At 34.7% G+C, this 22,782-nt stretch carries 13 protein-coding genes; all 13 read left to right on the top strand.

The window, feature by feature from the left end; genetic code table 11:
- Positions 1-274: 274 nt before the first annotated feature.
- The 13 genes from P8K68_RS12510 (at position 275) to P8K68_RS12450 (ending at position 22,754) form a co-directional block, all read left to right on the top strand.
- Positions 275-2,050: a RagB/SusD family nutrient uptake outer membrane protein gene (locus P8K68_RS12510; protein ID WP_300251500.1), complete on the top strand. Its 1,776-nt coding sequence runs from the start codon at positions 275-277 to the stop codon at positions 2,048-2,050.
- A 22-nt stretch (positions 2,051-2,072) separates the two neighbouring features.
- On the top strand, positions 2,073-3,677 hold the full coding sequence (locus tag P8K68_RS12505; RefSeq protein ID WP_300251497.1) for a PKD domain-containing protein: 1,605 nt from the start codon (positions 2,073-2,075) through the stop codon (positions 3,675-3,677).
- A gap of 440 nt (positions 3,678-4,117) precedes the next feature.
- Positions 4,118-9,490, top strand: a complete 5,373-nt coding sequence (locus P8K68_RS12500; RefSeq protein ID WP_300251495.1) for a carbohydrate-binding protein — start codon at positions 4,118-4,120, stop codon at positions 9,488-9,490.
- Positions 9,490-10,188 (top strand): hypothetical protein, encoded by a 699-nt coding sequence (locus tag P8K68_RS12495; protein WP_300251492.1) that lies wholly within the window; start codon positions 9,490-9,492, stop codon positions 10,186-10,188. The genes P8K68_RS12500 and P8K68_RS12495 overlap by 1 nt, the downstream gene beginning before the upstream one ends.
- Before the next feature lie 36 nt (positions 10,189-10,224).
- Positions 10,225-10,458, top strand: a complete 234-nt coding sequence (locus P8K68_RS12490) for a hypothetical protein (protein ID WP_300251489.1) — start codon at positions 10,225-10,227, stop codon at positions 10,456-10,458.
- A gap of 28 nt (positions 10,459-10,486) precedes the next feature.
- Complete coding sequence (locus P8K68_RS12485) at positions 10,487-11,356, top strand: glycoside hydrolase family 16 protein (RefSeq protein ID WP_300251486.1); 870 nt, start codon at positions 10,487-10,489, stop codon at positions 11,354-11,356.
- Between the two features lie 16 nt (positions 11,357-11,372).
- The gene (locus P8K68_RS12480; protein ID WP_300251484.1) at positions 11,373-12,851 is read left to right on the top strand and encodes a glycoside hydrolase family 30 protein; all 1,479 of its coding nucleotides are present in this window, start codon (positions 11,373-11,375) and stop codon (positions 12,849-12,851) included.
- Between the two features lie 27 nt (positions 12,852-12,878).
- Positions 12,879-14,393, top strand: coding sequence for a sugar porter family MFS transporter (locus P8K68_RS12475; protein WP_300251481.1), 1,515 nt, complete (start codon positions 12,879-12,881; stop codon positions 14,391-14,393).
- A gap of 33 nt (positions 14,394-14,426) precedes the next feature.
- Positions 14,427-16,256 carry a glycoside hydrolase family 3 N-terminal domain-containing protein gene (locus P8K68_RS12470; protein WP_300251478.1) on the top strand — a complete coding sequence of 610 codons (1,830 nt, stop codon included), beginning with the start codon at positions 14,427-14,429 and terminating at the stop codon, positions 16,254-16,256.
- Between the two features lie 333 nt (positions 16,257-16,589).
- On the top strand, positions 16,590-18,638 hold the full coding sequence (locus P8K68_RS12465) for a transketolase (protein WP_300251474.1): 2,049 nt from the start codon (positions 16,590-16,592) through the stop codon (positions 18,636-18,638).
- A gap of 10 nt (positions 18,639-18,648) precedes the next feature.
- Entirely contained in the window at positions 18,649-19,305 is a 657-nt protein-coding gene (gene fsa / locus P8K68_RS12460) for a fructose-6-phosphate aldolase (protein WP_300251473.1), read from the top strand.
- 383 nt (positions 19,306-19,688) lie between these two features.
- A complete protein-coding gene (gene pgmB / locus P8K68_RS12455; RefSeq protein ID WP_300251470.1) occupies positions 19,689-20,357 on the top strand; it encodes a beta-phosphoglucomutase in 669 nt (222 codons plus the stop codon).
- A gap of 87 nt (positions 20,358-20,444) precedes the next feature.
- The gene (locus P8K68_RS12450; RefSeq protein ID WP_300251468.1) at positions 20,445-22,754 is read left to right on the top strand and encodes a glycoside hydrolase family 65 protein; all 2,310 of its coding nucleotides are present in this window, start codon (positions 20,445-20,447) and stop codon (positions 22,752-22,754) included.
- Positions 22,755-22,782 lie beyond the last annotated feature (28 nt).

Below are 22,782 nucleotides of genomic sequence, written 5' to 3'. Positions count from 1 at the left end.
GAAATCATACAAATTTTATCAGCATCATTACTTGATAAAACACCTGTAAATGAATTACTTATGAAATCAGATTACAATAATGTCAAAGAACTAAATACTAATCAACTGGTTTTCAACTTGTTTTAAGTGGACACTAGTGATAATTTATTTGTAATTAAAAACTTTGACGAAGATTTTGACCCACAAATTCAGGGTTCAGATCAAGGTTGGGTATACCCACAAACAAAATCGATAACCTTTGGTATTAACGTAACACTTTAAAAAAATGCTTACTATGAAACATATAAATTTAATATTAGCGCTTATAACGCTTACACTATTTAGCTGTGGTGACGATTTTTTGAATGAACCACCATTAGACAGAATAACAGATGCCGATGTATGGAGTGATAAGGCTTTAACAGATGCTTATCTCTTTCAAATTTATGAGAACATGCCTTGGGATTATTTAAAAGATTTTGGTGGGGGCGCTGGAGGTGGTGCACATCGTGATGTGTTATCAGATTTAGCTATGAGCACCTATTCTTGGACGCCAGCAACCAATCAATTTAGACCAGGTATCTGGGGTACAGCAAACAATTCTTGGCCCATGGATTGGTGGGGTTATGGTAATTTATGGAAAATAAATTATGCCATTGAAAACATTGAGAGTGCTGGCAGTGATGTGTTTACTGATGAAGAACGAAATAATAGATTAGGCGAGCTTCATTTTTTAAGAGCTTTTAGTTATTTTGAGATGGCTAAGCGTTATGGAGGTGTTCCAATTATTTTGGAAGCACAAGACCCTGATACGACACCAGAAGCTGAACTTTTTCCTCCAAGAAATACAGAGAAAGAAGTGTACGATCAGGTTCTTTCAGATACGCAATTGGCTTTTGATTTATTACCTAATAGATGGACCGACCAAAAGGGTAGAGCAGACCGATGGGCAGCTAAATCTTTAGAATCAAGATCGGCTTTATATGCGGCTAGTATCGCTAAGTATAGTACGGTTCAGTTAAACGGGTTAGTTGGTGTGCCTGCTTCAGATGCTGATAGCTACTACCAAGTATCGCTAAATGCATCAAACAAAATACTTTCAGAAGGGGGATATACCTTGTTTGATAGGTATCCGAACAAATCAGATAACTATGCAAATCTATTTGTTGATGAAACTGAGGATGAAACTATTTTTAGAAAAATTTGGTTGCCTTTTGAAAAAGGACATTCTTATGATTTACGTAATGTACCTTACAGCTACAGAGTGGATTGGGGTGCAAGTATGTCGCCTACTAAGCAACTCGTAGATAGTTACGAAGTTTTAAGTACAGGGTTATTACCAAGCGAACCAGGATCTGGATATGATGAAAATAATCCATGGGAAAATAGAGACCCGCGTTTAAAAGGCACCATACTAACCAATGCAGATCCGTTCCAAGGATCTCGAGTAGAGATTTGGTACGGTACCGATAGAGGAGATGGTATAGATACAGAGAGCGGAACAGGTATTGGTAAAGATGGTATAGGAGTTCATCCTGATGCTACCAAAACAGGGTTTTATGTTAGAAAATATCTTCAAGATGGAGGCGCTCCTCTATTTATAAAACAATATTACTCTGGTCAAGATTGTATCTTATTTAGATTAGGTGAAATATATCTAAACGCCGCAGAAGCAGCTTTTGAACTAGGATTAGAGGATGCTGCAAGAGATTATATTGAACCTATTAGAACGAGAGCTGGTTTACAACAAAACCTGCGTTTACAAGCACAGTCAGGAATTGAGTTAAGAGATAGAATAAGACATGAAAGAAAGTTAGAATTAGCTTTTGAAGATCAAAGATACTGGGATGTAAGAAGATGGCGAATAGCTACAGAGGCTTTAAGTATTCAAGTTGAAGGCGTTAGAACTTTGAGGTCTATTGATGGATTCGGGAACGAAACATTTACTTATGAAACTTTTGATGCCGAAGCTTTACCAATGAATTTTGATGAGCGTCATTATTACATGCCAATTGGTCAAGGAAGAATAAATAATAACACTAAGTTGATTGAGAATCCTTTATACGATTAAACAATAATTTAAAAAAAAAGACATGAAAACAATACAATTTTTAAGCAGATTATTAATGCTGGGAATTATTTTAATTTCTACTGGCTGTGCTGATGATGATAAATTTACAGCGTATGTTCCTACAAGTGAGGACGCAGCATTTTCATTTACATTTGATCAAGAAAACCCAAATAAAGTCATATTCACTGCGAATACAGACGTAGAAACCTGGTATACACATTGGGATTTTGGCGATAATTCTTCTGCAGAAGGTATGGAGGCTAATAAAACTTTTTTAAGAAAGGGTGATTACGATGTAAGATTTAAAATTTTTACGGATGGAGGTGAGGCTGAATCTATTCAAACCATAGTCATTAACGAAGATTTTCAAGGACCTAATATTTTATTAAATGGCGAATTTAATGGTGGTGAGAATTGGACTATTTTACCTATTTCAGGTGGGGTTGAAGTAAACTTTACCGGAGATAAAGCCGTTTGGACTGGCGGAAGCTGGGGACAAGAAGGCATCTATCAACCGGTGCATGTTGAAGCAGGTGTCCCTTATCAAATTGATATGAAAGTGTCAGGAAACGGATTGTCAGATTCTTGGTATGAGGTATATATTGGGGCAGAAATTCCAGTACCAGGTCAAGATTATGTTGATGGAGGCATCCGTATGGGGCTGAATACTTGGGCTGGATGTGGTAGTGAACCTTTCGATGGCTCACTTATTGATATTAGTTGTGTTGGTGAAGGTGGTGGATTGGTTGAATTCGAGACTACAGGTACAGTATATTTTGTTATTAGAGGTGGTGGAAGTAGCTATAACGATGGCCTATCTTTGGATAATGTTACTATGACGCCATTGGTGCCTGGTATCGAAATAACCCCTCCTTCATTCCCTCCTATCGCAGATTTTGCAATTTCAAAATCTGATTTCACAGTAACTTTTACAAATCAATCTCTTCTTGGGGAATCTTATTTGTGGGACTTTGGAGATAATGTAGGGACTTCTACTGATGAAAACCCAACATATACTTATGCTGAAGAAGGTACATATACCGTTAAATTAACGGTTACTAATGGTGATGGTTCTGATGAATTTTTAAAAGATGTAACCATTGGAACTTCTCTTAATCTTATTCAGAATGGAACGTTTAGTGATGCAAGTGGTTGGACCATTATTAACATAGATGCAACTGATAATGGAAAAGGGGCTGTGGCTATTGCAAACGGAGTAGTGAAATTTACAGAATCAGAAACGCCTACGGACCCATGGAAACATTGGGCGGTCTATACTGCCGTAACTTTAGAGGCAGGAACCTATCAATTTGATATGGATATGACTTATACCAATATCAATGATGTTTGGGGCGAAGTCTATATCGGCGCTGCTCAACCTGTAGATAATGCTGGTCAAGATTACAATGGAGACCAACAAGTATTGAGAGCTTATAACGCTTGGGACTGTGGTAATTTAAAAACCTATTCTGGTTCGGCAGTTGCTGGTGGTTGCGATCCAGAGGCTAACCCTGGTGAATTTGAAATTGCAGCAGCTGGGACATACTATCTGTTATTTAGAACAGGGGGTGCTCAATGGGGTGCTGATGGTATTGTTCTAGATAATTGGTCTTTAACAAAATTATAATTAACGGGAACTAGTTGTTAATTAAAAAGGCGTAGATAGTCTTATTTTGTAGTTTATTTAGTTAGAGTTGTTTTTTTGTCTTTATCGTGTTTTACTGGTAATACTAGTAAAACACTTTAAGGCAATTTTGCCCAGTTACTTTTTAGCTATGGTATAACAATACGCATCTTTTTAAATCCTGCTATAATAAAGCTGTTATACAGATTTATTTAGGTGTTATATCTAAATAATATTCCAGACGACGCCTAGATCTGTACATATAAAATAAAAAAACAAATGGATGAAAAATGCATATTTTTTACCGGCCTAACATCCAAATCAAATTGACTGAACCTAGCGTTTAAAAGCGAATGAAAAATAGATAGTTAGTTAAAAACAAATCATAATTACAAATAAAATCGTATTTGATGAATTCTTTACGATTAAATAAATAAATGACAATGGATTTACACGTCAAAGAAACACAAGGTTGCTTAAAAGTATTACTATTATTGGGATTGTTAAGTTTTGTGCAGTTACCGGCATATTGTCAAATTTTCAATCAGGCCGAAGATTTTGTTGAAATGAATGGTGTTCAAACTGAAAACTGTATAGACTATGATAGAGGATTAAACGTAGGCTTTATAGATAATGAAGATTGGATGGAATATGATATTAATATACCCGTAGCAGGTAATTATATTATTAGTGTTCGTGCCTCTAGTCTAGAAGGTGGTGGTGTTTTAAGTGTTATAAATAATGATAATTTAATAGGTAGCATAAATATTTCAGCAACAGGAGGATGGCAAAACTGGGAAACAATTGAAGGAGACGAAATTACTTTGGTAGAGGGAACACAAAGAATTAGATTGCTGGCTACAACGGGTGGATTTAATTTAAACTGGTTTGAAATTAAGTTATCAAATCCAGTTGACAATGATTTGCCTACAACCCCAACTATTGTAAATAATTATTCAAATGAACGTTCAGTATCGTTATACTGGAATAGTAGTAGCGACGCTACAACATTAGTTACAGGTTATAAAATATACAACAACGGTAATTTTATAGCATTTACAAGCGATAATAGTATTAAACTAAATAATCTTCTTCCTGAGACCGAGTATATTTTCGAAATACATGCCTGCGATTTGGCAGGTAATCAATCTCTTTCAAATCAGTTAGTTGTATTTACCACCACAACAAAACGAGAATTAGTATGGTCAGATGAGTTTGAAGGAACAGAGGTCGATCAAAGTAAATGGAATTTCCAAGTCGGTGGTGATGGTTGGGGAAATGGTGAAGCTCAATATTACACAGATGGAGCAAACTCTCGTGTTGCAAACGGCAACCTAATAATTGAAGCTAGACAAGAAACTGTTGGAAGTAATAATTATACGTCGTCTCGTATGAATACATCTGGCAAAGGTGATTTTTTATATGGTAGAATTGAAGTAAAGGCCAAATTGCCAAGTACTGGGGGAACTTGGCCAGCAATCTGGACATTACCTACCGAATGGGTTTATGGTAATTGGCCAGATGCCGGTGAAATTGATATTATGGAGCACAGGGGGAATCATTTAAATTATGTTTTTGGTACAATTCATACTGGCGCATATAACCATATTGAAGACACGCAACAAAGTGGAGGTAAGGTTTTTAATGATGTTGTTAATACATATCACACCTATGCTTTAGAATGGTACCCCGATCATTTGGATTGGTATTATGATGATGAACTTATATTTACATTTAACAATGAATATAAAACCTTTGCAGAGTGGCCTTTTGATGTTCCTCATCACCTACTTCTTAATGTAGCTATAGGTGGAGGTTTAGGTGGAGTGATAGACCACAATGGAGTTTGGCCACAACAAATGATGGTTGATTATGTAAGAATCTATGATTTTAATTTTGGTCAGGGCGATATAATAGCACCTTCAAATCCAACTAATTTGCAAGCTGAAGTAGATGGCGTAAATGTTCAACTTTCTTGGAACAAATCAGTCGATAATGAGTTTATAGATAAATATTATATTTTTAAAAATGAAAACTTAATTGACTCGACATCAACATTACAGTATATTCCAAAAAATCTAGATCCGTCAACAGCATATAACTTTAGCATTCAAGCTAAAGATTTTGGGGGAAATTATTCCGACCAAGTTAGTATAGTAGTAACTACTGAAGATGTTCAACCTATTACTATTCCAGGTAAAATTGAAGCAGAGAATTTTATTTATATGGAAGGAATGGAGATTGAAACCTGTACTGACCAAGGAGGCGGACTCAATATGGCTTACATAGATGATGGCGATTTTTTAGAATACTTCATAAATGTTCCAAATGATGGCACTTATTATTTGTTTACAAGGGCAGCATCTCAATTGAATGAAGGCAATTTTGAGTTGATAAATGAAAATGAAGAGGTTCTGGTTACTGTTGAAACCCCCATAACTGGAGGATGGCAAACTTGGCGTACAATAGTTTCAGAAGGATTTAATCTAACGGCTGGAGTCCAACGTATTAAAATTAAGTCTCTCACGAATGAATTCAATCTTAACTGGTTTGAAATAAGTAATGAATCTATACAAGCTCCCTTAGGTCAAGGACTTAAAACCGAAGGTAAAAAGATAATCAACTCAAATGGAGAAGAAGTACTCTTGCGAGGAGTAGGCCCTGGAGGTTGGCAAGTTATGGAAGGCTATATGATGAACACTTCCGGAGTTGCAGGGGCTCAACATGAGATTAAAGAAAAGTTAATTGACTTAATGGGAGAAGCAAATACTGAGACTTTTTTTAGCAAATGGAGAGAAAACCACTTTACCAAGCGCGATGTCGATTCTTTAGCTGCTTGGGGATATAACAGTATTCGTATTCCTATGCATTATAATTTGTTTACGCTTCCTATTGAAGACGAACCTATTGCAGGTGAAAACACCTGGATAGAAACAGGTTTTGAGTTAATTGATGATGTGCTTGAGTGGTCTGCACCACATAATATCTATGTTATTTTAGATATGCATGCTACACCAGGTGGTCAAGGTCGAGGTTCAGAGATAAACGATTACGATCCTGATAAGCCTTCGTTGTGGGAAAGTCAGGAAAACCGAGATAAACTAGTTGCTTTATGGACAAGAATAGCAGATAGATACAAAGATAATGAATGGATTGGTGGTTATGATCTCATAAATGAAACCCATTGGGATTTGGGACCTCAGAATACGCTTTTAAGAGAGATCTACGAAGATATTACTGACGGTATTAGAGATGTTGGAGATAATCATATTTTATTTATTGAAGGTAACTGGTACGCAAATGATTTCAGTGGGTTAACACCTGCATGGGATGATAATATAGTGTATAGTTTTCATAAATATTGGAGTTATAATGATATTGCTTCAATTCAATGGGTGTTAGACTTACGAGAAGAACACAATGTGCCTTTATGGATGGGAGAATCCGGCGAAAACTCGAATACATGGTTTACAGATGCGATATCTCTTTTTGAAAATAATAACATAGGATGGGCCTGGTGGACCATGCGTAAAATAGGCGATATAGATAGTCCTTATGCTGTTGATATTAATCCGGGTTATCAAAAAATACTAGATTACTGGAAAGGAGAAGGTCCTAGACCAACATCGCAAGAAACCTTTGATGGAATGATGCAACTTTGCGAAAATTTATTGGTTGAAAATAGCAGTTATAGAAAAGATGTCCCAGATGCATGCGTCAGACAAGTACAAACCGATGAAACCATACCTTATCATGGAACGCCATCCGCAATCCCTGGAGTTGTGCACATGGCAGATTATGACTTAGGGAAAAATAATTTTGCATACTTTGATACTGTTGTTGCAGACTACAACCTATCAACTGGAAACTTTACAGCTTGGAACAGTGGTTGGTCGTACCGAAACGATGGTGTTGATATTGAAAAGAATTCCGATGATATCAATAGTAATGGCTTTCACGTAGGCTTTGTAAATAAAGGCGAATGGATTAAATATACAGTACAAGTTGATGAAACGGCAGTTTACAAAGCAAATGTAAGGGTAGCTACACAGGAAAATGGAGGGGAATTTTATCTTTCATTGGATAACCAGGAAGTTACCACGATACAAACCGTAAGTTCAACAGGAGGTTGGTCTACATTTAGCACCATTGAAGTTTCAGATATAATACTTGAAGAAGGTAAACATGGCCTAAAATTGCACTTTAGTAATGATATCCCATTTAATATAAGTAGTATTGAATTTGAAAAAACAGGCGCTGTTGATGCACTCGAACTAAATGCATTAAACGGTAACACAGGAGAAAATGAAAAGTCTATTGAAATTGCCATTAGTGAAACGTTATTGGCAGCATCTTTAGACGGGACTTTAGGTCAGTTTACAGTTAATGTAAATGGTGAAGAACGAGTTATAACATCGGTTGATAAAAATCCTTTAGAGAATAGAACTTTCGTCCTCACTTTAGATAAATATTTGATTAAAAGCGATGATATTACAGTAAGCTACTCGGGCACGACAATTCAATCTCAGTCAGCTAAAATACTGAATGCATTTACAGATTTACCCATTAATAATGAATCTCCAGATCGTGTTGTAATTCCTAACTTAATAGAAGTAGAAGACTATGATTACATGATTGGAATGGGAATTGAAGATTCGTCGGATGAAGGCGAGGGTAAAAACTTCGGATTTACAGATCCTGGAGACTATGCTGACTATTCCATTTATGTTCCTGAATCGGCAGATTATGGTATAAAATTTAGAGTTGCAGGATTTAGTGAAGGACGTATAGGGCTGTATTCAGTAGATGAAAACGACGTTGAAACTGAATTAGTAGTTGTTTCAACAGTAATTACTAACGGATGGCAAACCTGGGAAACCGTTTCTGATAATTTATTTATTGAAGAAGGTATTCATAAATTACGAATGCGCATTTTATCAGGTGGATTCAATTTTAATTGGATGGAGTTTGATTATCCCGACAGTGATAAAGATGGCATTTTAGATAATAATGATTTGTGTCCAAATACGCCAGCAAATACCATTGTGGATGTTACAGGTTGTGAGTTATTTTCTTTAGCTGCAGATAATTATTTATTAACCGTATCAAGTGAAACCTGTAGGTCTCAAAATAATGGAAGTATTATTTTATCGGCTTCAGAAAATTATGATTATTCAGTAACACTAACTGGCGATGGTTTTTCAGAAACAAAATCATTTACGTCAGAAGTTGAATTTGATGATTTATCTGCAGGAACATACACGCTTTGTATAACGATTGATGGCAATTCTAACTATGAACAATGTTTTACGGTTGTTGTGGTTGAGCCAGATGAATTAACTGTATCTACATCAGGTAGGAGTAGTGGCACCAAAGCAGGTAAAAGTAGTAGTTCAGAAAAGATAACCGTATCCTTAGCAGGAGGCGATTCATACTACGTAACCTTAAATAATAAAGTCACTATTACTAGTGAAAGTGAAATTGAGTTGGAACTATCACAAGGTGTAAATAATTTAAGTGTTAAAACCAATAAAGATTGCCAAGGGGTATACAACGAAACTATAATGTTTAATAGTCAACCTGTTGTGTTTCCCAATCCTATAAAAAATAATACGATACATGTTAATTCGGTTGATTTTTATGAAAACGAAATACCTGTTGAAATTTATGATTTAACAGGAAAATTATTGTTTTCTAAAACATATCAGCCTGCTACAAATCAATTAAAAATTGATGTGTCTAGCATGCCTAAGGGGATTTACGTATTGAAAGTAGCATCAAAAGAAAATACATTTAACTATAAAATTATAAAATAATGAATAGGTTCATAAAAATAATTCCAATATGCTTATTAATCCTATTTATTGGGATATCATGTAGTAGTGATGATGAGCAAGGAGCTGTGGTTAATGCAGTGATACCAGCTGCTGCAAATCTTGTATTTCCCAATAATAATACGGAGTGTAATGAAGGGATAGTAGTTTCAGAGACCGAAACGGATGTTTTATTTGAATGGCAAGAAGCAACAAATGCAAGTTCGTATGTTTTAACCATTACGAATTTGAATGCAGGCACATCCAGAGAGATTAAAACCATTTCGAATAAAGTCTTGATTCGCATTTTAAGAGGTACACCATATTCTTGGGTAGTAAAATCTAAGGGTATTGGTAATGAGACCGCCGATAGCGACACTTGGAAATTTTATAACGCAGGTCTTCCAGAAGAAAGCCATCCACCATTTCCTGCGGATGCTGTAAGTCCAAAAATAGGTTCAAGTGTAGACGAAGGTGCCATCACGTTACAATGGGAAACCACTGATGTTGATAATGATATCGCATCCTATACCGTTTTACTAGATACAACGAATCAACCAGTTACAGAAGCTGGAAATTCAAGTGTTAATAGTTTAAATGTAACAGTAACTTCCGGACAAGTATATTATTGGAAAGTTATAACAACAGATGAAATTGGAAATGCATCGCACTCGCCGGTATTTCAATTTAGAGTAAATTAAATAGTGCTAATGGTAGGCTATAAATAAAAACAGCTAGTGCAATTCAATGCGAAGAATACAATGAAAACACTTAAAGAACAAGTGAGAGACTATTTGGAAGCACAACGACCAGATTATGGAGATGAAGAAGTCGCAGAGAATTTAAAGGTTTTAGAAGAGTTAAATGATGATTTATCAAGTATGGATTCATTGAGAAAAACATTGGTTCTAAGACTTATAGATGATACTGAGTTATATATAGCTATTGAATCTGCATATGTAGAAAAGTAAAAACCAAACTTTATAAAAATAACTAATTATGAAAAAAGCACATTACTTCTATTTGTTAAGTGTTATTTTAGTAGGAACAACTCTGCTATCATGTAAAACAAAAAATAAAGAGAATTCAAATGAAACGGAAATAGCTGAAGTCTGGAAAGTAGATTTCTTGGATGAATTCGATACCTTTAATCCAGACAATTGGCAAGACCAGCGCATATGGGTAAACAACGAAACTCACTGTTATGTGCCAGATAATGAGTACGGCACTAGAGAAGTGAGTGATGGTACAATAAAATTAAAGGTCGTTAAGATTGATGAAAAACAAAGCTGTGATAATTTAGATAAGCACGGTAATCAACATCCCGATACAGAATATGTTGCAGGCCGAATAGCCTCTAAAAACAGAAAAGAGTTCATAAAAGGTAAATGGACCGCGAGATTGAAATTATGGAGCAACGGAGAACCTAGTATGTTCCCTGCTTGGTGGCTATTAGGTGCTCAAAATAACGAACCTCCAGTGCAGGAAGCTGATGAAAATATCTGCTGGCCTTTAACCGGGTCTGGTGAAATTGATATCTTTGAACATCATGGGGATCACCAAAAAGATCATTTTACAACCGGTGCTATAAAAAGTCTTGGAGAATGTGATAAAGGAGACTGGTGGAGTTATCGCAAAGGTTTTGATGCCACCTTAAATGATTACCATGATTACTCAGTAGAATGGGAAGGGAGTGATCTTGTTTACCGTGTTGATGATAAAGAGGTATATCGTAATGTTGGAGAAGGTGATAATTATCCTGAGCCTATGTTTGCCATTTTAAATTTTGCCAAAATTACTGATTCGCCAATGACAAGTAAAGAGTGGGTCATGGAAGTAGACTGGGTAAAGCATGAGTATCGACAATAATCTTTAATATCATATAATGACTAAAAATTATAAAATCATTGGAATACTAGTGTTATTATGCTCTTGTTCCGATGTTAAAGTTCAAGAAGTGTCTAAAACTGAAGCGATGACTATTTCATCAGTAGAAAATTACAATAATAAAACACTTCAAGTATATACAACTGCCAAGGATACAGAACTCAGATTAACCAAAACTGGTGAGCAAAGGTTTAAAAATAAAGTACAACCTTTAGAGGTGGATGTTGCTGTTTTTGTAAATCCAAAAAAAACATTTCAGGAATATTTAGGAGTAGGTGGGGCTATAACAGATGCATCATCCGAAGTGTTTTCTAAGTTGAATGATGTGCAACAAGATAAACTTTTACAAGCATTATACGGAAAAGATGGTATTGGGTATAACATCATTAGAACGAGTATTCATAGTAGTGATTTTGGTCTAGGTAGCCATACCTATATCGAAGAAGGAGATGCTGAATTGAAGACGTTTTCTATCGAAAAAGATAAAGAAAAAAGACTGCCATTCATAAAAAGAGCCATCAATTTAATTGAAGACGATTTGGTTTTTTATGCCAGTCCTTGGAGTCCTCCTGCTTTCATGAAAAGTAATAATAATATGTTGCAAGGCGGAAAATTATTGCCTGAGTTTCGTCAAGCATGGGCTAATTATTACGTAAAATTTATTAAAGCTTATGAAGAAGAGGGTGTTCCAGTTTGGGGGTTAACCATACAAAATGAACCTATGGCGGTCCAAAGATGGGAATCTTGTATTTATACTGCTGAAGAGGAACGCGACTTTTTAAAAAATTACTTAGGCCCAACATTAGAAAAAGAAGGCTTAGGTGATAAAAATATTGTGGTTTGGGATCATAATAGAGATTTAATTACAGACCGAGCAAATATAATTTTTGAAGACCCAGAAGCGTCAAAATATGCTTGGGGTATTGGTTTTCATTGGTACGAAACGTGGACAGGAGGATTGCCAAAATACGATAACCTAAAAAATATTAATGAGTCTTTTCCTTCTAAAAATCTTTTATTCACGGAAGGTTGTCAAGAAGGTTTTGATACAGAAAAATTGCATTATTGGCCAAATGCAGAACGCTACGGAAATTCAATGATAAATGATTTTAATAGTGGTGTTGTAGGTTGGACAGATTGGAATATTCTATTAGATGAACGTGGAGGTCCAAACCATGTTGAAAACTTCTGTTTTGCACCGGTTCACGCCAATACAAAAACAGGAGAACTGATATATACCCCCACTTATTACTATATTGGTCACTTTTCTAAATTCATTAACTCAGGAGCTAAACGAGTAAGTACAACCACAAGTAGAAGTACTATAGAAAGTACGTCGTTTAAAAATAAAGATGGTAATATTATAACTGTAGTAATGAATAAAACAGATAATCCAATAGCTTATAAACTTATTGTAGGTAATAGTGAGGTGCTTTTAGAAATTGAACCACGTGCTATGCAATCCTTAATATATTAATATTTAAGCTTATAAAACCAACACATTATGAACAAGACATATACTATTTTTATAAGCTTTATAGTTGCATTAGGAGGTTTTCTTTTAGGATTTGACAGTGCTGTAATTTCAGGAGCTGTAGGCGGAATAACAGTGTATTTTGATATGTCTGATTGGGAGCTTGGGTTTTCAGTAGGCTGTGTTGTTTTTGGTGCGATGGCTGGAAATATTACAGCAGGCCCATTAAGTGATAAATTTGGTCGAAAAAAAATACTAATTTTAACAGCAATATTATTTACCGTTTCCGCAACATGGTCGGCTTTAGCAACAGGTTATACCGAATTTATTATTGCTAGAATTATCGGCGGTATTGGTATTGGAGGCGCTATATTAATTGCACCAATCTACATAGCAGAAGTGGCGCCACCAAAATTAAGAGGGAGTTTAGTATCTCTAAATCAGCTTAATATCGTTTTAGGGATATCGGTAGCTTACTTTTCTAATTACTTTTTGAAAGATTTAGAAGGCGAGAGTTGGAGATGGATGCTGGGGGTTGAGGCTATACCTGCATTTCTCTACTTTTTAGCACTATTTACGGTTCCAAGAAGCCCAAGGTGGTTAATACAAAAATTAAATCTTGTTGAAATTGCCGAAAAGATTTTAATCAAAATTGGAGGTAAAGACTATGCGTTATCAACCATAGAAGAAATTCAAAGAGGCGTTGCAAAAAAAGAAAAACGAGGAACAATTTCTGAATTGTTTAGTAGCCGAATGCGAACCATTATTATTATCGCATTTGGGATGGCATTTTTTCAACAAATAACAGGCATTAACGCTATTTTTTACTATGCACCAACCATTTTTGAACAGGCGGGCGGAAGCACGGATTCTTCATTTTTACAAGCCATTGTAGTAGGTCTTACAAATTTAGTATTTACACTTGTAGCCATTAGGCTTATAGATCGATTAGGGAGAAAACCACTTTTAATAATTGGTACGGCAACTATGGCAGTTGCATTGTCTATGGCAACCCTTGCGTTTAATAATGCAACTTACGATTTAAATGATGTGTCTATTGATAAAGTTGGAAATACTAAAATAAAAACAGCTATGACAGCACTTAAAGGTATGTCGTTTAAATCTCAGGATGAATTGTTTGCTAATCTAGAACCCATATTAAATGAAAATCAGTTATATGAGTTTAAACGTAATGAAGTGAAAAATTTTATATCTATCAACGCCAACTTGGTGTTAATTGCAATTCTTTTGTATGTAGCGGCATTTGCCATTTCATTAGGCCCTGTAATGTGGACCTTATTATCAGAAATTTTCCCGGGAAATATAAAAGGTATCGCCATATCAGTAGTCGGGTTTTTTAATTCGTTAGTGAGTTATACAGTAACTCAATTTTTTCCTTGGGAACTCACAAATTTAGGACCTACAATAACGTTCGCAATTTATGCTGGAATGGCCATTTTATCCTTGTTGTTTGTGATGAAATTCGTAATTGAAACAAAAGGTAAGAGTTTAGAAGAAGTGGAAGAATTATTAATTAGAAAATAGTTGCAAACGAGATACCGTTTGAATAGATTTAAGATGAAAAATAGTTATAAAAATTTAAAATTTATCAATGGATTATTAATAGTTGCTTTATGTTTTTATGCTTTAAGTGGATGTAAAAAAGCTATTTCAAAAAAAATAGATAATGATGTTTTAATCGAACAAAAGGTAGATTCCTTGTTATCGTTAATGACATGGGATGAAAAAATTGGTCAAATGTCGCAAGTCAGACATTTTGATGATATTATAGATGATGATATCAGTTCCAAATATATTGGGTCAGTAATACACACTCAAGGACCTACTCCCGGTAAAGATGCAGCCGATTGGCAAGCCAGATTTGTAACATTACAAAATAAAGCATTAGCTACAAGATTAGGTATTCCTTTATTATTCGCGGTGGACGCTGTTCACGGACAAAACACGTTTGAAGGCGCCACCATATTTCCTCATAATATAGGTCTTGGAGCAACTTATAACTCTAAATTGGTTGAAGAGGCTGCTGCAATTACAGCAATAGAAACTCAGGCTACAGGATTTAATTGGACTTTCTCTCCTTGTATTGCGATACCTTATAATGAAAAATGGGGACGCGTTTATGAGGCCTTTTCCGAGAGTACAGCGCTAACAAGCCAACTAGCTAAAGCATCTGTTAGAGGGCATCAAGGCAATTTGTCAGATAAAAAAACAGTCATGGCTACGGCTAAACACTTTATTGGAGATGGTTCAACTGACTTTGGAGTAGAAGGTGGTAATACTACGTTAACTATGAATGAAGTAAGCAAGTACCTGCTTCCACCATATCATGATGCTGTGGCAGAAGGGGTAGGCTCAGTTATGGTATCTTTTAATTCCATTTCAGAGCTTTCCATGCATGCTCATAAAGAATTGGTTACAGACACACTTAAAATTGGGATGGGATTTGATGGGATAGTAGTTACAGATTGGAAAGGCTATTCAAGATTTGGTGCTAATGCTATTATAAACGCTGGAGTGGATATGGTAATGGCTGTTGATGGAGATCTCGATGTTTTTCAAAAAGGATTAAAAGCAGGTATTGTTAGTAAGGAAGTTTCTCAACAACGTATTGATGATGCTGTTAAAAGGATTTTAAGACAAAAGTTTAGATTGGGATTATTTGAAAATCCATTTCCAGATCCTAATCTAATTGATAAAATAGGATGTCAGGATCATAGAGACAAGGCAAGACAAGCTGTTCGAGAGTCTTTAGTTTTGCTTAAAAACGAAAACAATAGTTTGCCTATTGATAAAAAAACAAAAAAAATTGTTGTTGTTGGAGAGCACGCTAATAGCTCAGGTCTTCAATCTGGAGGGTGGACTATATGGTGGCAGGGGACCCAAGAAAATTATAAGGGAGCTACAACAATATTAGAAGGTATTCAAGGCACATCAGAAGGGTTAGTGGTATATGACGAAAGTGCCACCGAAAAACATGCCGATGCTGATATCGCCATTATAGTCGTGGGAGAAACACCTTATGCGGAACTATTTGGAGATATAGGTGATGGGAATGGAACGCATAAATTAACCTTAAGTAAGATCCATCAGAAATATATAAATACCTATGCAGACATGGGCATTAAAACCATTGTTGTTTTAGTTTCTGGACGTCCACTAGTTGTAACAGATCAAATAGATAAGTCCGATGCTTTTATTGCAGCATGGTTGCCTGGATCTGAGGGTGATGGGATTGCTGAGGTGTTGTTTGGAGATTATAATTTTACAGGCAAACTTCCTCATTCTTGGCCTAAATCTGAAGAAGATTTCAAATCAAAATATGGTCCAAATTTCTGGGATACTTCCATAACACCATTATTTGAATTTGGATATGGACTGCATTATTAGTCTTTTTTTTTCTTTTTTCTATCTCTTCCCGTAATTATCGAAAATTCAAAATCGGTTATTAATAATTCAAATAAAGTGTCAGCTTTTAAATGCTATTGCACTTTAAAGGATAAACACACTTTCTTAAAGTTGGTTTTTTTAATTTCCATAATTTTCTTCCGATAAACAGTTCTACTATCGAGATGTTAACACCTGTTATTAAATTAATTTGACATTTAGTAATCTCTAACAACTTAAAGATTATATATTTGCAAAATATGTGTTTTTTGAAAGTTTTATTAACGCTCAAATCGCATGTTTTAAAGCCATTAAATATAAATCATAATTAAAAAAATGAACAAAGACATTAATTTACAAGCAGCAGATAATATTAGAGCATTAGCTGTAGCTATGGTAGAAAAAGCAAAATCAGGTCACCCAGGTGGTCCTATGGGAGGTGCAGATTTTATGCACATCCTTTATTCTGAATTTTTTAATTATGATCCTTCAGATATGACTTGGGCTTTTAGGGATCGTTTTTTTATGGATGCGGGTCACTTGTCTACCTTAATGTATGCACAGTATTACCTTTTAGGAAACTACGCTAAAGATGATATTGCAAATTTCAGACAGTGGGGTTCAATTACACCAGGTCATCCAGAGGTTGATGTAGCTAGAGGTGTCGAAAATACATCTGGACCATTAGGTCAAGGACATACTATGGGTATTGGAGCTGCAATTGCTGCTAAATTTCTTCAGGCACGTTTTGGAGATTGGATGAATCATAAAGTTTACGGGTTTATTTCTGATGGAGGTATTCAAGAGGAAATCTCTCAAGGAGCAGGTAGAATTGCTGGCCATTTAGGACTGAATAACTTTATCATGTTCTTTGATTCAAATGATATTCAATTATCAACCTCTACAGATGAGGTTACAAGTGAAGATACAGCGGCTAAATATGAAGCTTGGGGATGGAAAGTAGTAACTATTGATGGTCACAATCACGATGAAATAAGACAAGCACTAACTGATGCTAACAACGAAACAGAAAAACCAACCTTAATTATTGGGAAAACAATAATGGGTAAAGGTTGTGTAACTGCTGATGGAAGTATGTTTGAAGGATACTGTGAATTACACGGTCAGCCCATTGGAGCAACCGGAGCAGATTACGAAAAAACATTACTGAATTTAGGAGCAAGTGTTGAAAACCCATTTGATATTTTTGATGATGTTAATGATTTTTATAAAAATTTAATTTCTGAAAAAACAGCTCAGGCAGCTAAAAAGAAAGCGGTTATAAATGCTTGGAGAAAAGATAACGGTGCCTTAGCTAGTAAGTTAGATTTCTTCTTATCTGGTGAACTTCCAGAGTTAGATTTTGAATCTATAGAACATAAAGCAGGATTAGCAACACGAGTTGCGTCTTCAAATGTATTAGGATATTTGGCTGAACATGTTGAAAATATGATTGTGTCTTCAGCAGATTTATCTAATAGTGATAAAACGGATGGATTCTTAAAAAAATCTTCAGCATTACAAAAAGGCGATTTTAGCGGGTCATTTTTACAAGCTGGTGTAGCAGAATTAACTATGGCTTGTATTGCAAATGGTATCGCATTACACGGAGGAATTATTCCTGTTGTAGCCACATTCTTTGTGTTTTCAGATTACATGAAACCAGCTATTCGTTTAAGTGGTATTCAAGAATTAGGTGTGAAATACGTTTGGACTCATGATGCTTTTAGAGTTGGTGAAGATGGACCAACACACCAACCCATTGAGCAAGAAGCGCAAATACGCTTATTAGAAAAGCTGAAAAATCATAGTGGTAAAAACAGTTTCTTAGCAATGCGTCCAGCAGATTCAGCTGAAACTAGTGTGGCTTGGAAAATGGCTTTAGAAAACACAAACACACCATCTGGTTTAATCCTTTCTAGACAAGGGATTAAAGATGTTCCAGCACAAGGTGAATCAAGATATAAGGAGGCTTTAGCTGCTCAAAAAGGAGGGTATTTAGTTAAAGAAGTTGAAAACCCTGATGTGGTTTTAGTGGCCAATGGATCTGAAGTTTCAACATTAATTGAGGCTGCTCAAATACTTGAAGAGCGAGAAAACTTAAAAGTGAATATTGCTTCTATAATTTCAGAGGGTGTATTTAGATTACAATCTAAAGCCTATCAAGAAAGTATCATTCCAAAAAACAAACCTTTATATGGTTTAACAGCAGGTTTACCTGTAAACTTAGAAGGCCTTGTAGGTGATAATGGAAAAGTTTTTGGTGTAGATCATTTTGGTTATTCAGCGCCAGCAAGCGTATTAGATGAAAAATTTGGCTTTACAGGAGAACAAGTAAGCCAAAATGTAATGGAATATTTAAATGCAAACGTTTTAATAAAATAAAAACAATCAAATGAAATTTTTTATAGATACAGCAAACCTTGATGATATTGCAGAAGCACAAGCTTTAGGGGTGTTAGATGGCGTAACAACAAACCCATCTTTAATGGCTAAAGAAGGTATTACTGGTGCTGATAATATTTTAGCGCATTACCAAAAAATTTGTGATTTAGTTGACGGAGATGTAAGTGCAGAAGTGATTTCAACAGATTTTGAAGGAATGGTTGATGAAGGTGAAATGCTGGCCAGTTTACATCCTCAAATTGTTGTTAAGTTACCTTTAATTGCAGATGGAATCAAAGCGTGTAAATACTTTTCTGATAAAGGTATTAAAACCAATGTTACTTTAGTTTTTTCTGCTGGTCAAGCACTTTTAGCTGCTAAAGCAGGAGCTACTTATGTGTCTCCTTTTATTGGAAGATTAGATGATATTTCTACGGATGGATTAAATCTAATTGCTGAAATCAGACAGATTTATGATAACTACGGTTTTGAAACTCAAATTTTAGCAGCATCTGTACGTCATACGATGCATGTTATTGACTGTGCTAAATTAGGTTCTGATGTTATGACAGGGCCTTTGTCATCTATCAAAGGCTTATTAAAGCATCCTTTAACGGATATCGGTTTAGCTAAATTTTTAGCAGATTATAAAAAGGGTAATAGTTAATTAAAAGACTTTTTTAGAATAAACAAAAGCTTCTCTTCCAGTAAATCGGATTGAGAAGCTTTTTGTTTTATGCTGATTTTCAGTAACTTTTCATTGATTTAGAATATGTAATATGATTCAAAAGAATAAATCTTTCCTAAAAAAATAGATATTTATTTATATGTTTTTCATTTTTTATGTCCTAATTCTATAAATTATTCAATGTCTTTAATTACGTGTCATTAGTTAATGATATTTTTAGTAATCATGTTATATTTGTGTTGGTTGTTAAAGGATTAAGTTTTAACAACCAGACCTTTAATTTCTCAAAAAAAAGAGGGTGTAGCTTATAGAATTAATAAACAATAAATAGTCCCGCTCTTTTGAAGCGGTTTAAAAAGATAATGAATAAAATAGGAGTCATATTTGATTTAGACGGTGTTATAGTTGATACTGCAAAATATCATTTTTTAGCTTGGAAAGACCTTGCAGACCATTTAGGGTTTGAGTTTACCGAAGCACATAACGAACTTTTAAAAGGTGTTAGTCGTGTAAGATCATTAGAAATCCTTTTAGATATTGGAAAGGTTGAGCTTTCTGAAGAAAAAAAACAAGAATTTTTAATCAGTAAAAATGAACATTACTTAAAGTATATCACCAAAATGGGTGCTGAAGAAATTCTACCAGGAGTCAATGAACTTTTGGATGCATTAGATGCGTTAGGAATTCAATATGTTTTAGGTTCAGCAAGTAAAAACGCACCATTAATTTTAAAGCAAGTTAACTTGTATGAGAGATTTGTTGGTATTGTTGATGGGAATAGTGTTTCAAAAGCAAAACCAGATCCAGAAGTATTTTTAATTGGAGCTGAAAAATTACATTTAAAACCAGAGCAATGTGTTGTTTTTGAAGATGCTATTGCTGGTATAGAAGCTGCTAATGCTGCAAATATGATATCCATAGGCATTGGAGATGAAAAAACACTCCATAAAGCCAATTTTAATTTTAAAAATTTAACCGAAATACCTGATAATTTCATCAAAGAATTGATGGATAAAACAAAGGCGATATAGTATAAATAATAATCAAGACATAGAATTTTAGTTTGTTGAGTTTAAAAACTAAACAGTTTAAAGTCTAAGTGTTATCATCTTAGAAAAATGAATCAAGATTACATAAAACCAGATAATTGGTCTATCATAGAAGAAGGTTTTGATGCCAATCGTATTAAATCCTCAGAAAGTTTATTTAGTATTGGTAACGGTGCCATGGGGCAACGCGCTAATTTTGAAGAACACTATTCAGGCGAAACCTTTCAAGGAAGCTATATTGCAGGGGTATATTACCCAGATAAAACCCGTGTGGGTTGGTGGAAAAATGGTTATCCAGAATATTTCGCTAAAGTATTAAATGCACCAAATTGGATTGGAATTAACGTCATAGTAAATGGTGAGCCATTGGATTTAAACACCTGTAAATCTATTTATAATTTTAAGCGCGAACTTAATATGAAAGAAGGCTGGTTGTCTAGAGCATTTAAAGCCACCTTGCCAAATGGTGTTGAAATTGAAGTCTCTGCTAAACGTTTTTTAAGTTTAGATTTAGATGAAATTGGTGTAATAAACTACGAAGTAAAACCTTTAAATATGGATGCTGAAATTATATTTCAACCGTATTTGGATTCTGGTATTACAAATGAAGATACTAATTGGGATGATAAATTTTGGGACACAACAGATATAAGTCATTTAAATCATCAAGCTTTTATTGAGGCAAAAACAATGAAAACCGATTTCCATACCTGTACATTTATGGAATCTAAATTTTTTATTTCGGGGAAACCAGCTTCTGTGAAGTGTGTTACAAAAATGGATTCAAACCTAGTGTCTTTCAGTTATGCTTCGCTAGTAAAAAAAGGAGAAACGTATAGTATTCAAAAATTCGGAGGTTACATCGTTGATAGAAATCACAATAAATCACAATTAGTTGAAGTTGCAAAACAAGTTTTAAAAACAGCTACCGAAAAAGGATATAGCCTATTACTTGAAGATCAAAAACAAGCTTGGGCAACTATCTGGGATATGGCTGATATTACTATTGAAGGCGATACAAAAGCGCAACAAGGTATTCGTTTTAATATTTTTCAATTAAATCAAACGTATTTAGGTAAAGATTCAAAATTAAATATTGGTCCAAAAGGTTTTACAGGCGAAAAATATGGCGGAAGCACGTATTGGGATACCGAAGCGTATTGTATCCCCTTTTATATGGCTACTAAAGATCAAAAAGTAGCGAGAACCTTATTAGAATATCGCTACTACCATTTAGATAAAGCTATTGAAAATGCTGAAAAATTAGGGTTTAAAAACGGAGCAGCTTTATATCCTATGGTTACGATGAATGGTGAAGAATGCCATAACGAATGGGAAATAACCTTTGAAGAAATTCATAGAAACGGGGCCATTGCATTCGCTATTTATAACTATTACCGTTATACAGGAGATTACAGTTATATTCCTGAAAAAGGATTAGAGGTTTTAATAGCAATCGCTCGTTTTTGGCAACAGCGTGCTACATTTTCTTCAGATAAAAATCAATATGTTATTTTAGGAGTTACTGGGCCAAACGAATATGAAAATAATGTTAATAACAATTGGTATACTAACTATTTGGCTAAATGGTGTATTGATTTTACGCTGGAGCAAATTGAAAAAATAGAGCAAGAATATACTTCGGATTTTTCAAGAATTACTAATAAAGTAAAGCTTTCTAAAGATGAATTAGAGCTATGGAAAGCGGTTGCAGATAATATGTATTTCCCATATTCAGAGAAGCATCAAGTGTATTTACAACAAGATGGGTTTTTAGATAAAGAATTGATTTCGGTTGAAGATTTACCGAAATCAGAAAGACCTATCAATCAGAAATGGAGCTGGGACAGGATTTTGCGTTCACCATACATCAAACAAGCCGATACTTTACAAGGGTTTTACTTTTTTGAAGATCAATTTTCTGATGCCGAATTAGAGCGTCATTTTGATTTTTACGAACCATTTACAGTTCATGAAAGTTCTCTCTCACCTTGTGTTCATAGTATTCAAGCTGCTAAATTAGGTAGGATGGAACAAGCGTATACGTTCTATTTACAAACCTCAAGACTAGACTTAGATGACTATAATCACGAAGTGCACGAAGGCTTACACATTACGTCCATGGCAGGAACTTGGATGAGTATAGTTGAAGGTTTTGGTGGTATGAGAATAATAGATAATAAATTGTCATTCATGCCAAAAATCCCTAAACAATGGGACGGTTATTCATTTAAAGTGAATTTTAGAAATCATATTATAAAAATTCAGATTACACAAAAGCAAACCAATTTTGAATTGGTTTATGGTGAAGATTTAGAAATTTTAGCAAATACTAAGCCCTTATTACTTAAAAATAAAGAGCTGCAATCTGTTAGTTAATTTACTTTAAGTTTATCTTGTGAAAAAT

Origin of the sequence: Algibacter sp. (assembly GCF_029245835.1) — a bacterium.
Taxonomy (GTDB): domain Bacteria; phylum Bacteroidota; class Bacteroidia; order Flavobacteriales; family Flavobacteriaceae; genus Algibacter_B.
The sequence above is the reverse complement of the archived record's forward strand: the minus strand, read 5'-3'. Positions and strand labels throughout refer to the sequence as shown.

Excerpts from the sequence above, each read along its gene's own strand:
- P8K68_RS12510 (WP_300251500.1), top strand. The coding sequence starts at position 275 with ATGAAACATATAAATTTAATATTAGCGCTTATAACGCTTACACTATTT.
- P8K68_RS12505 (WP_300251497.1), top strand. The coding sequence starts at position 2,073 with ATGAAAACAATACAATTTTTAAGCAGATTATTAATGCTGGGAATTATT.
- P8K68_RS12500 (WP_300251495.1), top strand. The coding sequence starts at position 4,118 with ATGGATTTACACGTCAAAGAAACACAAGGTTGCTTAAAAGTATTACTA.
- P8K68_RS12495 (WP_300251492.1), top strand. The coding sequence starts at position 9,490 with ATGAATAGGTTCATAAAAATAATTCCAATATGCTTATTAATCCTATTT.
- P8K68_RS12485 (WP_300251486.1), top strand. The coding sequence starts at position 10,487 with ATGAAAAAAGCACATTACTTCTATTTGTTAAGTGTTATTTTAGTAGGA.
- P8K68_RS12480 (WP_300251484.1), top strand. The coding sequence starts at position 11,373 with ATGACTAAAAATTATAAAATCATTGGAATACTAGTGTTATTATGCTCT.
- P8K68_RS12475 (WP_300251481.1), top strand. The coding sequence starts at position 12,879 with ATGAACAAGACATATACTATTTTTATAAGCTTTATAGTTGCATTAGGA.
- P8K68_RS12470 (WP_300251478.1), top strand. The coding sequence starts at position 14,427 with ATGAAAAATAGTTATAAAAATTTAAAATTTATCAATGGATTATTAATA.
- P8K68_RS12465 (WP_300251474.1), top strand. The coding sequence starts at position 16,590 with ATGAACAAAGACATTAATTTACAAGCAGCAGATAATATTAGAGCATTA.
- fsa (WP_300251473.1), top strand. The coding sequence starts at position 18,649 with ATGAAATTTTTTATAGATACAGCAAACCTTGATGATATTGCAGAAGCA.
- pgmB (WP_300251470.1), top strand. The coding sequence starts at position 19,689 with ATGAATAAAATAGGAGTCATATTTGATTTAGACGGTGTTATAGTTGAT.
- P8K68_RS12450 (WP_300251468.1), top strand. The coding sequence starts at position 20,445 with ATGAATCAAGATTACATAAAACCAGATAATTGGTCTATCATAGAAGAA.